Raw genomic sequence first — 14,137 nt, 5'->3', positions numbered from 1 at the left:
TGCAATGAGGGCCCCCGGCACGCCGGTGCGCGGGGGCGTCAGGCAATCAGTCGAGCATCGAGATGGCGGTTGGCGCGTCGTTGCCGACCAGGGCGAGGTCTTCGAACTCGTTGACCGCGTTGATCTCGGTGCCCATGGAAATGTTGGTGACACGCTCGAGGATCACTTCGACCACGACCGGTACGCGGAACTCTTCGGCCATCTTCTGCGCCTTGAGCAGGGCAGGGGCGATCTCGGCCGGTTCGAACACGCGGATGGCCTTGCAGCCCAGGCCTTCGACCACGGCGACGTGGTCGACACCATAGGTGGCGGCGTCGGTGGCGTTGATGTTCTCGAACGCCAGTTGTACACAGTAATCCATGTCGAAGCCACGCTGCGCCTGGCGGATCAGGCCGAGGTAGGCGTTGTTCACCAGCACGTGGACGTACGGCAGGTTGAACTGCGCACCCACTGCCAGCTCTTCGATCATGAACTGGAAGTCGTAGTCACCGGACAGCGCGACAACCTTGCGTTTCGGGTCGGCCTTGACCACGCCCAGGGCGGCAGGGATGGTCCAGCCCAGCGGGCCGGCCTGGCCGCAGTTGATCCAGTGGCGTGGCTTGTACACGTGCAGGAACTGCGCGCCGGCGATCTGCGACAGGCCGATGGTGCTGACGTAGGTGGTGTCCTTGCCGAACACTTCGTTCATTTCCTGGTACACGCGCTGTGGCTTGACCGGGACGTTGTCGAAGTTGGTCTTGCGCTGCAGGGTCGCCTTGCGCTGCTGGCAGTCTTCCAGCCAGGCCTTGCGGCACTTCAGCTTGCCGGCGGCTTTCCACTCGCGGGCCACTTCGAGGAACACGTCCAGCGCCTTGCCGGCATCGGAAACGATACCCAGGTCCGGGGTGAACACGCGGCCGATCTGGGTCGGTTCGATGTCCACGTGCACGAACTTGCGGCCTTCGGTGTAGACGTCGACGGAGCCGGTGTGGCGGTTGGCCCAGCGGTTGCCGATACCGAACACCAGGTCGGATTTGAGCATGGTCGCGTTGCCGTAGCGGTGCGAGGTCTGCAGGCCGACCATGCCGACCATCAGTGCGTGGTCGTCAGGGATGGTGCCCCAGCCCATCAGGGTCGGGACTACCGGTACGCCGGTCAGTTCGGCGAACTCGACCAGCTTGTCGCTGGCGTCGGCGTTGATGATGCCGCCGCCGGCTACCAGCAGTGGGCGCTCGGCGTCATTGAGCAGGGCCAGGGCTTTCTCGGCCTGTACGCGGGTGGCGGACGGCTTGTTGACCGGCAGCGGCTCGTAGGCGTCGATGTCGAATTCGATCTCGGCCATCTGCACGTCGAACGGCAGGTCGATCAGCACAGGGCCTGGGCGGCCGGTGCGCATTTCATAGAAGGCCTTCTGGAACGCGTAAGGCACCTGGCCTGGCTCCAGCACGGTGGTCGCCCACTTGGTCACCGGCTTGACGATGCTGGTGATGTCGACGGCCTGGAAGTCTTCCTTGTGCAGGCGGGCACGCGGAGCCTGGCCGGTGATGCACAGGATCGGGATGGAGTCGGCCGACGCACTGTACAGGCCGGTGACCATGTCGGTGCCGGCAGGGCCGGAGGTGCCGATGCATACGCCGATGTTGCCCGGGTTGGCGCGGGTGTAGCCCTCGGCCATGTGCGAGGCACCTTCGACGTGGCGAGCGAGGACGTGATCGATGCCACCGACTTTTTTCAGGGCCGAGTAAAGCGGGTTGATCGCGGCGCCAGGAATGCCGAACGCGGTATCTACACCTTCACGGCGCATGACCAGAACGGCTGCATCGATTGCTCTCATTTTGCTCATGGTTTGTGCCTCATCGATTTTGTAATTGTATACAACTTGCTTTGCGACAGAGTGTATTCACGCTTCGACCCAAAGGTCAATCCATTTTCGTCGGCAGGCTTTGATTGGCTCTCGGGGCCGTGAAAAGCGGCATTTCGTCGCAGTCGGTACGATTGCGTCAAATTATTGTATACAAAACATATCTCTGTTGTGTTCTATTCTCTCATCGGTTTTCAACTGCCCTCAGGGCTTCTCACAACAAGAAGAGGACCTTTTCATGAACGCATTGACCCTTAAAGTCGCCGTCGGCGTGGTAAACGCCGCGCTTGCTGCAGGCCGCAAGATCAACGCAGCGCCACTGACCGTGGCGGTGCTGGATGCCGGCGGGCACCTGCTGGCGCTGCAACGGGAGGATGGTGCCAGCCTGCTGCGCCCGGACGTGGCCATCGGCAAGGCCTGGGGCGCAGTGGCCCTGGGCAAGGGCTCGCGCCTGCTGGCGCTGGATTCGCAGCAGCGGCCGGCGTTCTATGCCGCGCTCAATGGCTTGGGTGAGCGGCCGGTGGTGCCGGTGCCCGGTGGCGTGCTGATTCGCGATCAGGACGGCAAGGTGCTGGGTGCGGTAGGGATCAGCGGGGATACGTCGGATATCGACGAGCAGTGTGCGATCAGTGCGATCGAGGCGGCGGGGCTGACGGCGGATGCGGGGGTGGCTGCCTGATTCTTTATTGACGCTACCGGCCCTTTCGCGGGTAAACCCGCTCCCACAGGTTCACCACAATGTTGAAGGTTGTGGTGAACCTGTGGGAGCGGGTTTACCCGCGAATGAGGCAATCGCGGTGGTTCAGGCCGCCTCGGGCTCGCAGCCCTTCAGCACCAGGCGAATGATGGTTTCCGCCGCCGCATCGTAGTCACTGTCGGCCAATTTGGCCTTCCCCGTCACCACGGCAATCTGCCAGTCGAAATCCGCGTAAGTCTGCGTCGCCGCCCAGATGCTGAACATGAGGTGGTGCGGGTCGACGTGGGCGATCTGCCCGCGGTCGATCCAGCGCTGGATGCACTCGATGTTGTGCCGGGCCTGCTCGTTGAGCTGCTCGACCTGGCGCGGCGACAGGTGCGGCGCGCCGTGCATGATCTCGCTGGCGAACACTTTCGAGGCGTGGGGCAGGTCGCGGGAGATGAGAATCTTCGAGCGGATGTAGGCGCTCAGCACTTCCTTGGGGTCGCCATCGGCGCTGAACGGCGTCGAAGCCTGCATGATCGGCGCGATGATGCTCTCGAGCACCTCGCGGTAGAGGTTTTCCTTCGACTTGAAGTAGTAGTACACGTTCGGCTTGGGCAGGCCGGCCTTGGCCGCGATATCGCTGGTCTTGGTGGCGGCGAAGCCCTTGTCGGCGAATTCTTCACTGGCCGCGCGCAGGATCAGTTCCTTGTTGCGCTCGCGAATGGTGCTCATTGTCGGGGGTCTTCCTCGTGTATGGCCCCCTCCGTGAGGGGTCCGGCATGGTAGCACCCGCCCCGACGGGCGCTCAAGGCAGCGACTTTCGGCTAGAATCCGCAGCACTCAAAACATGGGATACAGGCAAACATGGCAGGAAGCAGTCTACTGGTACTGATCGACGACATCGCCACGGTACTCGACGATGTCTCGCTGATGACCAAGGTCGCGGCGAAAAAGACCGCCGGCGTGCTCGGTGACGACCTGGCGCTCAATGCCCAGCAGGTTTCCGGCGTGCGCGCCGAGCGCGAGATCCCGGTGGTGTGGGCGGTGGCCAAGGGCTCGATGGCCAACAAGGCGATCCTGGTGCCGGCGGCGCTGTTGATCAGCGCGTTCATCCCGTGGGCGGTGACGCCGCTGCTGATGGTCGGTGGCGCCTACCTGTGCTTCGAGGGGTTCGAGAAGCTGGCGCACAAGTTCCTGCACAGCAAGGAAGAGGACGAGGCGCAGCACGAGGCGCGTAAAGAAGCCGTCGCCGATGCCAATGTCGACCTGGTGGCATTCGAGAAAGACAAGATCAAGGGCGCGGTGCGCACCGATTTCATTCTCTCCGCCGAGATCATCGCCATCACCCTGGGTACCGTCGCCGATGCGCCGCTGACTCAGCAGATCATCGTGCTGTCGGGCATCGCCATTGTCATGACCGTGGGTGTGTATGGCCTGGTGGGCGGCATCGTCAAGCTCGATGACCTCGGCCTATGGATGAGCAAGAAGGCCTCAAGCGTCACCCGGGCCGTCGGCAACGGCATCCTGCGTGCGGCGCCATACCTGATGAAGAGCCTGTCGGTGATTGGTACTGCGGCGATGTTCCTGGTCGGTGGCGGCATCCTGGTGCACGGCATTGCACCGCTGCATCACGCCATCGAGGCGTTCAGCGAAGGGCGGGGCGGGGCATTGACCGGGGCTTTGCTCAATGGAGCGGCGGGGGTCGTCGCCGGGGCGGTGGTGCTGGCGGTGGTTGCTGTCGTGAGCAAGGTGTGGCGGGCGGTAAAGCCGGCAAACTGAAGCGCCTGGTCGGGGCTTGCCCCGGTTCGCCTGTAGGAGCGGCCTTGTGTCGCGATAGGGGCGCGAAGCGGCCCCAGGATCTCGACATCATGCAAAATCACCGGGGCTGCTGCGCAGCCCTTTCGCGGCACGAGGCCGCTCCTACAGGTTATGCACTGGCTTCAGATCAGAAGTGAACCTTGACCAGGAAGCTCATGGTGTTCTGATCAGTGGTGAAGGCGTCGCTGTCCTTGATGCCGTACTTGTTCTTCCAGTAGTCGTACTCGATACCGACGTACAGCTGCTTCTCTCCCAGGTGCAGCGCTTTACCCAGGTCGTATTTGATCTGCGGATTGAAGTGCAGGTTGGCCTGGTAGGTGCCGCGACGGTTCTCGTCGTTGTCCACTACCCAATCCATGAAGCCGTCGATCAGCACGTCGGAATCGCCGACTGGAATGGTGTACGACCACACTGGAGTGATCTGCCACACGTTGTCGCCCGGGCGGCTGCCATCGGTGGTGCGCTGGTAGAAGTTCAGCTGGAAGTAGTCGAAGCCTGGGATGGCCAGGTCGAAGCCTGGGCCGATCAGGTAGGACTCGGTGTCACCCTCGCCGAACTCGTAGGTCATGGCTAGCAGCACGTCCTTGACCGGACCAAACTCGATCTTCTGGTCGAAGATCTTGCCGAACGACAGGCGTGGGCTGAACTCACCGTAGTAGGTGTTCGGGCCGTTGCTGGCGTCCTTCTTGCCCTGGTAGAAGATCTTGTCGAGGAAGAAGAAGTTGTCGCCGTATTTCCAGCCGTCGGCGTGCTCGAAGGTCACCGTCTGCTGGATTTCGGGGTTGACCTTGAAGTTCTTGCCCCACAGGTAGGTCAGGCTGTTGTTCTGCCACTGCAGCAGGTCACCGGCTTGGCTGGCGCCACAGGCCAGCAGGCCGCCGGCGAGGATCAGGCTATTGATGATGCGCATTGCGTGTGTCGCTCCCTTGATTGGATCTGTTGTCAGCGCTCGGGCGCCGTTTTTTGTCTTTTGAGTCAGCTTTTTTCGATTGGCCACAGCTGTTTGGCAAGAGCTGCGCCAACTTTTCCGGGTTGGCCACAACCATCCTGCTCGACGTCTTGCTGAACGGATGAACATGGTTCTTTCAGGCTGGCAACACGTTGACCAACCGCCCGAATTCATTGACTGAGCGGTCAGCAAACGTGGGCAGGATCCTTCCTGCCCCGATCGAGGGGGCGCGCAGATTACTGGCTTGCGCGCCGGTCCTCAAGTGCTCCGTCCTGGAGCACCGTGTTACAAAGTTGTGCGTTTGGTCAGGTTATCAGAAATGCACTTTGATGAGAGCGCTGGCGACGCTCTGATTGCTTTCCAGGTTGCCGCGGCTGTCGATGCCGTATTTGTCCTTCCAGTAGCTGTACTCGAAGCCCACGTAAAGCTGCTTGGCGCCCAGGTTCAGGGCCTTGCCCAGGTCGTATTTGACCTGTGGGTTGAAGTGCAGGTTGGAGTGGTAGGTGCCACGGCGGGTCTGGTCGTTGTCGGTGACCCAGTCCATGTAGCCGTCGATCAGGATGTCGGAGCGGCCCACGGGAATGGTGTAGGACCAACCGGGGGTGATCTGCCAGACGTTGTCGCCCGGGCGGCTGCCTTCGGTGTTGCGCAGGTAGAAGTTCAGGGTGAAGTAGTTGAAGCCGGGAATGTTCAGGTCGAAGCCGGGGCCGATCAGGTAGGCCTCGTTGTCGCCTTCGCCGCGTTCGTAGGTCATGGCCAGCAGCACGTCCTTGACCGGGCCGAAGCTCAGGTTGCGGTCGAGGATCTTGCCGAACGACAGGCGCGGGCTGAACTCGCCGTAGTAGGTGGTCACGCCTTTGCTCGGGTCGGGCTTGCCGTTGTAGAAGATCTTGTCGACGAACAGGAAGGTGTCGCCGTACTTCCACTTGTTGGCGTGCTCGAAGGTGATGGTCTGCTGGATATCGGGGTTGACCTTGAAATCCTTGCCATACAGGTAGGTCAGGCTTTCGCCGTGCCACTGCAGCCATTCGCCGGCGTGGGAAGGGAGGGTGGCCAGCAGGCTGCTGCCCAGCAACAGCGAGGAAGTGATGCGCTTCATGTTGTGTTTCCCGGACTTATTGTTTTTGTTGGCGGTTTTTTCGGCGCGCAGGCGCCCCGGACGGCCCATTCCGGCGGGCCGACGGTGATGCGGTTACTGCAGGTGGTAAAGCGGGGCGGCAAACGCTGCCGCCCCTGGTCCTCAATGCTGGTGGCAGGCGTCGTTGTGCGCGGCGCGTTCGGCGCCACCGAGGATGTTGAACAGCAGGTTCAGCACCAGGGCGCTGAGGGTGGCCATGGCGATGCCACTGTGGGTGATGGGTTCCATCCACTGCGGCATCTGTGCGAAGAACTCCGGGCGGACCACGGGGATCAGGCCGAAGCCGACGCTGACCGCAACCAGCAACTGGTTGCGACGGTCGGAGATGTCCGCTTCCTGGAGGATCTTGATCCCGGTGGCGGTGACCATGCCGAACATGGCGATGGACGCGCCGCCCAGTACTGCAGGCGGGATCGAGGCGATCAGGAAGGCCGCCTTGGGCAGCAGGCTGAGCAGGATCAGCAAGCCGCCTGCCATCACCGTTACGTAGCGGCAGCGCACTCCGGTCATCTGCACCAGGCCGATGTTCTGGGCGAACGAGGAGTGGGTGAAGGTGTTGAAGAACCCGGCGATGAACGATGCCCCGGCGTCGCACAGCAGGCCGCGGCGCAGCATCCCTGGGGTAACTTCACGGTCGGTGACCTTGCCCAGGGCCAGGAACATGCCGGTGGACTCGACGAAGATGATCACCACCACCAGGCACATCGACAGGATCGGCGCCAGGCTGAAGGTCGGCATGCCGAAGTGCAGGGGGGTGACCACCTGCAGCCAAGGCGCCTCGTTCAGGCCGGACAGGTCGACCATGCCGATGGAACCGGCGAGCACGTAGCCCAGGCCCATGCCCACCAGTACCGAAACGTTGACCCAGAAACCGCGCATGAAGCGATTGATCAGCAGGATCACCGCCAGCACCAGGCCGGCGACCATCAGGTAGATCGGCGAGCCGAAGGTCTCGGCCTCATGGCCACCACCGGCCCAGTTGACCGCCACCGGGAACAGCGAGAGGCCGATGGAGGTGATGACCGTGCCGGTTACCAGGGGAGGGAAGAAACGCACGACCTTGGACATGAATGGCGCGATCAGCATGCCGAAGAAACCGGCGGCGATGGTCGCGCCGAAGATCCCCTGCAAACCGACGCCGGGCATGCCGGCCATGGCCACCATGCTGCCGACGGCGGCGAAGCTGGCGCCCATCATGACCGGCATGCGGATGCCGACCGGGCCGATACCGAAGGATTGGATGATGGTGGCAACGCCGGCGACCAGCAGGTCGGCGTTGATCAGGAAGGCGACTTCCTCGCGGGACAGGCCGGCGGCCTGGCCGATGATCAGCGGCACGGCAATGGCGCCACCGTACATCAGCAGAACGTGTTGCAAACCCACCAGGATCAGCTGGAACAGGGGCAGGGGCTGTCGTGGCGGCGCAACAGGAATGTACGCCTTGGGTGACTCGGACATGCAGCACCTCGAGTTTTGTTTTTATTCTCGGATCCAAGCGGGCGGCTTCACCTGGCAGGCCTGGTTGAGGAGGCTGTGGTTCCCGGGTGAAGACGCACGCTCGATGCTTGCTTGTTGCTTTGAAGGTGAAACAGAGGCCGGCAGTACCGGCCTCATCGCGGGGCAAGCCCGCTCCCACGAGAGTGAGTGGGCGTATCCAGTCAGTTGACCTGGGCGCCTTTGGCGATCCAGTCGCCGACCAGCTTGCGCTCTTCAACGGTCATCTGAGTGATGTTGCCCAGCGGCATGATCTGGCTGGCGACGGCCTGCGCCTGGATGCGCGCGGCCTGGGCCTGGATCTGCTGCGGGGTGTCGAACATCACGCCGGCAGGGGCGGCGCTGAACAGTGGGCTGGTCGGTTTGGACGAGTGGCACACGGTGCAGCGTTCCTGGATGACGGTGTGGATCTTGTCGAAACCACCGGTGGCGGCCTGGGCGGTTGCCGGGGCTTGAGCAGCAGGTGCTTCGGCAGGCTTGGCAGCCTCCTCGGCGCGCAGCTCGGCGGCGGTCTTGCCACCCACGGCCGTGGCTGGCAACGGCTGGTACTCGACCTTCGCAGCAGCCTGCTCAGGGGCAGTCGGCAGCGGCTTGGGGCCGGTCACGTAGGCCAGGCAGATCATCGCCAGGGCGCCGACAGGCAGGGTCCAGGCGTACTTGTTGCTGTCGTGGCGGGTGTTGAAGTAGTGACGGATCAGTACCGCGGCCACCGCGATCCCGGCCAGGATCAGCCAGTTGTACTGGCTGCCGTAGGTGCTCGGGAAGTGGTTGCTGATCATGATGAACAGCACCGGCAGGGTGAAGTAGTTGTTGTGGCGCGAGCGCAGCAGGCCCTTGGCCGGTAGTACCGGATCGGGGGTCTGGTTGTTCTCGATGGCCGCCACCAGCTGGCGCTGGGCCGGCATGATGATGCGGAACACGTTACCGACCATGATGGTGCCGATGATCGCGCCGGTGTGCAGGTAAGCGCCGCGGCCGCTGAATACCAGGCTGAAGCCCCAGCATGCGGCGATGATCAGCACGAACAGCACGCCACCCAGCAGGGCCGGTTTCTTGCCCAGGGGCGAGTCGCAGAGGAAGTCGTAGACGAACCAGCCGGCGATCAGCGAACCGATACCGATGGCCACGCCCTCGGCACCGCTCAGGGTGCTGCCGGGTGCCAGCAGGTACAGGGCCGGGTTCCAGTAGAACACCACGCACAGCAAGGCGATCCCGGACATCCAGGTGAAGTAGGCTTCCCATTTGAACCAGTGCAGGTTCTCGGGCATTTTCGGTGGCGCGAGCTTGTATTTTTCCAGGTGGTAGATACCGCCACCGTGGATGGCCCAAAGGTCACCCGACAACCCATCGCGCGGGTTGCTTCGGTTCAGGTGGTTCTCCAGCCAGACGAAGTAGAACGATGCACCGATCCAGGCGACGCCGGTGATCATGTGAACCCAGCGAATGCTCAGGTTCAGCCATTCGTGAAGGTGTGCTTCCACAGTAGTTACCTCTCGCCGGTCACCACATCGATGACCGACCCTTTCTTATTGGTGGGGATTGAGGATCAACATCTGTTCCTCGGGGAAGTAATGCTCATCGCAGTTGTTGCCAGAACCACTGCGATCAACCACCAGGAAATCATCCCGCTTTTCGATCGTAAGCACCGGGTGGTGCCAAACGCCGCGATGGTAATTGATGCCCTGCCTGCCGTTACTGCGGAAGGCGCGGACCAAGCCTGATACAGGTGCATCGCCAACTGGCGCGACCACGATCAGAAAGGGGTTGCCGAGCAGCGGGATGAAAGCCTGGCTGCCCAGCGGATGGCGTTCCAGCATGCGCACGGTCAGCGGCATTTCCAGCGCGTCGGCGCGGAAGATGCTGATGATCGCCTTGTCCTCAGGCTCGGCGGTCTCGACCGTGGCGAGCTTGTGGAAGCGCATGGTCGAGCCGTTGTTGATCATGAAGTGGTCGCTGCCATCGGTTTCGATCACATCACCGAACGGGGCAAAGGCTTCTTTGGTCAGGGGCTCGATCATCAGGGTGCGCATGCGGTTATCTCTTCTATGTTCGTTGTTCTTGATTTGGGTGGACTGGCTTTTCAGGCCTGGCCCTGGGTACGGACGCGTCACGCACTCGGGCCGGGCCTGGGCTCAATCCTCAAAGCTGCAGCAGGCGGAACAGGGCGATCAGGTTGATCTGCGCCAGGGCTTCCTTGAACTCGGCATCCTTGTCGTTGTGGATGCGCTTTTCGAAGGAGGCGAGGATCTGGTGCCGGTTGCTGCCCTTGACCGCCATGATGAACGGGAACTGGAACTTGGCTTTGTAGGCGTCGTTCAGTTCGGTGAAACGGGCGAACTCCTCGGCGGTGCATTGGTGGATACCGGCGCCGGCCTGCTCGTTGGTGCTCGATTCGGTCAACTCGCCCTGTACGGCGGCTTTGCCGGCCAGGTCCGGGTGAGCGTTGATCAGGGCCAACTGGTCGCTGTGGTTGGCGCTGAGCAGGATGTCGCTCATGCGCTGATGCAGCGCTTCGATCTCGTCCAGTTCAGCCAGTTGGCCGAGGTCGTAGGCTTTTTCGGCGACCCACGGCGAGTGCTCGTAGATGTCGGCAAAGGCTTCGACGAAGGCAGCGCGGTCCAGGCTGGACGGTTTGAGGGTGTTGAAGGCGGTCATCAGGCGTTCTCTTTCTTGTACGGGTGGGTGGCGTGCCAGTGGCGGGCGATGTCCACGCGACGGGCGAACCAGACCTGCTCATGGCTCTTGGCGTAATCGACGAAGCGCTTGAGCGCGGCCAGCCGCGCCGGGCGGCCGACCAGGCGGCAGTGCAGGCCGATGGAGAGCATTTTCGGGGCTTCGGCGCCTTCGGCGTAGAGCACGTCAAAGGCGTCCTTGAGGTACTGGAAGAACTGCTCGCCGCAGTTGAAACCCTGTACCTGGGTGAAGCGCATGTCATTGGTGTCCAGGGTGTAGGGGATCACCAGGTGCGGCTTGCCGGTCGGGTTGTTCGGTTCCCAGTAGGGCAGGTCGTCGTCGTAGGTGTCGCTGTCGTAGAGGAAGCCGCCTTCCTCCATCACCAGGCGCCGGGTGTTCGGGCCGGTGCGGCCGGTGTACCAGCCCACCGGGCGCTCGCCGGTCAGTTCGGTGAGGATGCGGATGGCTTCGAGCATGTGCTCGCGCTCTTGCGCTTCTTCCATGTTCTGGTAGTCGATCCAGCGGTAGCCGTGGCTGCAGATCTCGTGGCCGGCCTCGGCCATGGCGCGGATCACGTCGGGGTGGCGCTGGGCGGCCATGGCCACGGCGAAGATGGTCAGCGGCACGCCGCTATCCTTGAACAGCTTGAGCAGGCGCCATACACCGGCGCGGCTGCCGTATTCGTAGAGCGATTCCATGCTCATGTTGCGTTGGCCCTGCAATGGCTGGGCGGCAACCATTTCAGACAGGAAAGCCTCGGACTCTTTGTCGCCGTGCAGGATGTTGCGCTCGCCACCTTCTTCGTAATTGAGCACGAAGGACAGTGCAATGCGGGCATTCCCCGGCCATTGCGGATGAGGTGGGTTGTTGCCGTAACCGATCAGGTCGCGAGGGTAGTCAGCGCTCACTGCAGTCTTCCTTCTTGTACGTTAGTGCGGGTGGTGGGCGGGCCGCGTCGGGATGTCGCACCACCGGATGGGCTGATTGTATACAACTTCTTAAATACTTTGTAAGCCTGTTTTTCCGCATTTCTTCCCATTTGTCGCCCTGAAACGGCTTGCAAGAAACCTGCCTGATTGGTCAGCTAATGACGGTGATGCCTGCTTGCTGCCTGTCTTTGCGATTGGTGGCCTGTTTTCAGGGGTGAGCGGGCGAGCTGCAAGAAGGGTTTAAAAAATTGTGTACAATTTTTTGAGAAACTGTCTTAATGGCGTCATTCCCGCACACCGCTGGCCCCCGTGCCCGGTGCATGCCGTGTATTTTTTGCCCACGCATACGACAAGAGGCGACAAGCAAATGGGACGTTTGACCACACACGTACTGGACGCCGCGCATGGCTGCCCGGGCAGCTCGATCAAGGTTGAGTTGTACCGTGTCGAAGGCCAGCAGCTGGAGTTGATCAACACCGTGCTGACCAACAGCGATGGCCGCGTCGATGCGCCGCTGTTGCAGGGTGACGACTACCGTACCGGCGTTTACCAGCTGCAGTTCAGCGCTGGCGATTATTACCGCGCTCGCGGCGTGCAACTGCCGGCTGCGGCGTTCCTTGACGTTGTCGTGCTGCGCTTTGGTATCGACGAGCAGCAAGAGCACTACCATGTGCCGCTGCTGATCTCGCCGTACAGCTACTCGACCTATCGTGGAAGCTAGTTGGTCGCTAGAAGAATCTTCGTAGGTCCTTGCCCGCTCTCACACTGGCGGGCTTTTTTTTGCCTGTTTGTAGGAGCGGTGCAATTCCTGTGGGAGCGGGTTTACCGGAGTGCCGGACCACCGCGAAGCAGGCGGCGCGTTGGATGGCACCGGCTCTGCCGGTGTTCGCGGGTAAATCGCAGCGGCGAACCGCCGCTCCCACAGGGTACGCGCGCTTTGACACCAAGCGTTCTAACTGTGGGGGCGCAGCTTGCGATGATTTAAACGCAGGCAGATACGACAAAGGGGCGCCATGCGCCCCTTTGTCGTTTGCTCGTACAGCCCGTTCAGGCCGACATCAGGGCGCGATGCCCGCCGTCCCATTGGCCAGCTTCGGTTGCCGGTAGAGGTCAAGCAGTACCTGGTCCAGCACCTGCGAAGCGCCCCAGGGTTTGGGGTCGTTGAGGATGGCTGCGACCGCCCAGGTGTTGCCATTGCTGTCGCGGCTGAAGCCAGCGATCGCGCGGACGGTATTGAGGGTGCCGGTCTTGATGTGGGCCTCACCGCTCATGGCCGTGCGCTTGAGGCGCTTGCGCATGGTGCCATCCATGCCCACCAGTGGCATCGAGCTTATGAACTCGGCGGCGTACGGGCTGTTCCAGGCAGCCTGCAGCAGTGCGGCCATCTCGCGGGTGCTGACCCGTTCCGCGCGGGACAGGCCCGAACCGTTCTCCATCACCAGGTGCGGCGCAGTGATGCCTTTCTTCGCCAGCCACTGACGCACCACGCGCTGGGCGGCACGGGCATCGTCACCATCGGCGTCGGTGCGGAACTGCGCGCCGAGGCTGAGGAACAGCTGCTGGGCCATGGTGTTGTTGCTGTACTTGTTGATGTCGCGGATCACTTCGACCAGGTCCGGCGAGAAGGCCCGGGCCAGCAGGCGGGCGCTCTTGGGCACGTTCTCGATGCGGTCGCTGCCCTGGATGCTGCCGCCCAGCTCGTTCCAGATGGCCCGCACGGCGCCGGCGGCATAGGTCGGGTGGTCCAGCAGCGACAGGTAAGTCTGCGAGTTGCAGCCTTCAGCCAGTTGGCCGCTGACCGTCACGCTGACGCCGTCGGCCTGGGTCACCGGGTTGTAGCGCACTTCGCCAGTGCACTGCTTGCCCGCCACGGCCTTGACCTGGTTGTCGATGCGGATGCTGGCGATCGGCGGCTCGACCGCCACCGTGACCTTGCCACCGTCGTTGCGGGCGACGAAGCGCAGCGCCTTGAGATTGACCAGCAGCGAATCGGGCTTGACCAGGAACGGCTTGTTGTCGTCGCCGCCGTCGTCATTGAACTGTGGCAGGTTGGGCTGCACGAAATGGCTGCGGTCCAGGACCAGGTCGCCGGTCACGGTGCGCACGCCGTTGGCGCGCAGGTCGCGCATCAGCAGCCAGAGCTTTTCCATGTTCAGCTTGGGGTCGCCACCGCCCTTGAGGTAGAGGTTGCCGTTAAGCACACCGTTGCTCAGGGTACCGTCGGTGTAGAACTCGGTCTTCCACTGGAAGGTGGGGCCCAGCAGCTCGAGCGCGGCATAGGTGGTGACCAGTTTCATGGTCGAGGCCGGGTTCACCGAAACGTCGGCGTTGAACACGGTCGCGGTGCCGGGGCCATTGAGCGGCAGCATCACCAGGGACAGGGCGGAGTCTTGCAGCTTGTTGGTCTTGAGGGCCTGCTGCACCTTGGCCGGCAAGCTGGTGTTGACGGCGGCGGCCTGGCTGGGCAGGGCGAGTGGCAGGAGCAGGCCGGCGAGCAATAGTGGGCGGAACGTCTTGATCATGGATAGATGAACCCTGCAGGCGAGGGAAAAAGAACATGGGGCTGTAAGAATGATGGCCCCAGCACGTAAACGAGTGCGCATTATGCCCCAAG

13 protein-coding genes are annotated in these 14,137 nt (G+C 62.4%); 3 read left to right on the top strand and 10 right to left on the bottom strand.

The window, feature by feature from the left end; genetic code table 11:
• Positions 1-46: 46 nt before the first annotated feature.
• The gene (gcl, locus tag F6X61_RS02185) at positions 47-1,822 is read right to left on the bottom strand and encodes a glyoxylate carboligase (protein ID WP_153785170.1); all 1,776 of its coding nucleotides are present in this window, start codon (positions 1,820-1,822) and stop codon (positions 47-49) included.
• A gap of 256 nt (positions 1,823-2,078) precedes the next feature.
• On the opposite strand from gcl, the gene F6X61_RS02180 reads away from it, so the two are divergent.
• Positions 2,079-2,519, top strand: coding sequence for a heme-binding protein (locus F6X61_RS02180; RefSeq protein WP_153785169.1), 441 nt, complete (start codon positions 2,079-2,081; stop codon positions 2,517-2,519).
• A 123-nt stretch (positions 2,520-2,642) separates the two neighbouring features.
• Here the strand turns inward: F6X61_RS02180 and F6X61_RS02175 are convergent, their stop codons facing one another.
• The gene (locus F6X61_RS02175; protein ID WP_110993592.1) at positions 2,643-3,254 is read right to left on the bottom strand and encodes a TetR/AcrR family transcriptional regulator; all 612 of its coding nucleotides are present in this window, start codon (positions 3,252-3,254) and stop codon (positions 2,643-2,645) included.
• Between the two features lie 132 nt (positions 3,255-3,386).
• On the opposite strand from F6X61_RS02175, the gene F6X61_RS02170 reads away from it, so the two are divergent.
• On the top strand, positions 3,387-4,301 hold the full coding sequence (locus F6X61_RS02170) for a DUF808 domain-containing protein (RefSeq protein ID WP_153785168.1): 915 nt from the start codon (positions 3,387-3,389) through the stop codon (positions 4,299-4,301).
• Between the two features lie 166 nt (positions 4,302-4,467).
• On the opposite strand, the gene F6X61_RS02165 is transcribed toward F6X61_RS02170, so the two are convergent.
• The 7 genes from F6X61_RS02165 to puuE all read right to left on the bottom strand — a co-directional run bounded on the left by F6X61_RS02165 (position 4,468) and on the right by puuE (position 11,502).
• On the bottom strand, positions 4,468-5,250 hold the full coding sequence (locus F6X61_RS02165) for an outer membrane protein OmpK (RefSeq protein ID WP_153785167.1): 783 nt from the start codon (positions 5,248-5,250) through the stop codon (positions 4,468-4,470).
• 352 nt (positions 5,251-5,602) lie between these two features.
• Positions 5,603-6,388, bottom strand: coding sequence for an outer membrane protein OmpK (locus F6X61_RS02160; RefSeq protein WP_125463333.1), 786 nt, complete (start codon positions 6,386-6,388; stop codon positions 5,603-5,605).
• 141 nt (positions 6,389-6,529) lie between these two features.
• Positions 6,530-7,885 carry a nucleobase:cation symporter-2 family protein gene (locus F6X61_RS02155; RefSeq protein ID WP_153785166.1) on the bottom strand — a complete coding sequence of 452 codons (1,356 nt, stop codon included), beginning with the start codon at positions 7,883-7,885 and terminating at the stop codon, positions 6,530-6,532.
• A 200-nt stretch (positions 7,886-8,085) separates the two neighbouring features.
• On the bottom strand, positions 8,086-9,402 hold the full coding sequence (locus tag F6X61_RS02150) for a urate hydroxylase PuuD (protein WP_153785165.1): 1,317 nt from the start codon (positions 9,400-9,402) through the stop codon (positions 8,086-8,088).
• A 45-nt stretch (positions 9,403-9,447) separates the two neighbouring features.
• Positions 9,448-9,951 carry an ureidoglycolate lyase gene (locus F6X61_RS02145; RefSeq protein ID WP_046856488.1) on the bottom strand — a complete coding sequence of 168 codons (504 nt, stop codon included), beginning with the start codon at positions 9,949-9,951 and terminating at the stop codon, positions 9,448-9,450.
• A 109-nt stretch (positions 9,952-10,060) separates the two neighbouring features.
• The gene (uraD, locus tag F6X61_RS02140) at positions 10,061-10,576 is read right to left on the bottom strand and encodes a 2-oxo-4-hydroxy-4-carboxy-5-ureidoimidazoline decarboxylase (RefSeq protein WP_153785164.1); all 516 of its coding nucleotides are present in this window, start codon (positions 10,574-10,576) and stop codon (positions 10,061-10,063) included.
• On the bottom strand, positions 10,576-11,502 hold the full coding sequence (gene puuE, locus F6X61_RS02135; protein WP_125463336.1) for an allantoinase PuuE: 927 nt from the start codon (positions 11,500-11,502) through the stop codon (positions 10,576-10,578). Before puuE ends, uraD begins: the two co-directional genes overlap by 1 nt.
• Positions 11,503-11,890: 388 nt before the next feature.
• Here puuE and uraH point away from each other — a divergent pair, with 388 nt between their 5' ends.
• Positions 11,891-12,244, top strand: a complete 354-nt coding sequence (uraH, locus tag F6X61_RS02130) for a hydroxyisourate hydrolase (protein WP_110993583.1) — start codon at positions 11,891-11,893, stop codon at positions 12,242-12,244.
• A 337-nt stretch (positions 12,245-12,581) separates the two neighbouring features.
• Here uraH and dacB read toward each other — a convergent pair whose 3' ends face one another.
• The gene (gene dacB, locus F6X61_RS02125) at positions 12,582-14,045 is read right to left on the bottom strand and encodes a D-alanyl-D-alanine carboxypeptidase/D-alanyl-D-alanine-endopeptidase (protein WP_153785163.1); all 1,464 of its coding nucleotides are present in this window, start codon (positions 14,043-14,045) and stop codon (positions 12,582-12,584) included.
• Positions 14,046-14,137 lie beyond the last annotated feature (92 nt).

The organism is Pseudomonas sp. EMN2 (assembly GCF_009650555.1).
Taxonomy (GTDB): domain Bacteria; phylum Pseudomonadota; class Gammaproteobacteria; order Pseudomonadales; family Pseudomonadaceae; genus Aquipseudomonas; species Aquipseudomonas sichuanensis.
The sequence above is the reverse complement of the archived record's forward strand: the minus strand, read 5'-3'. Positions and strand labels throughout refer to the sequence as shown.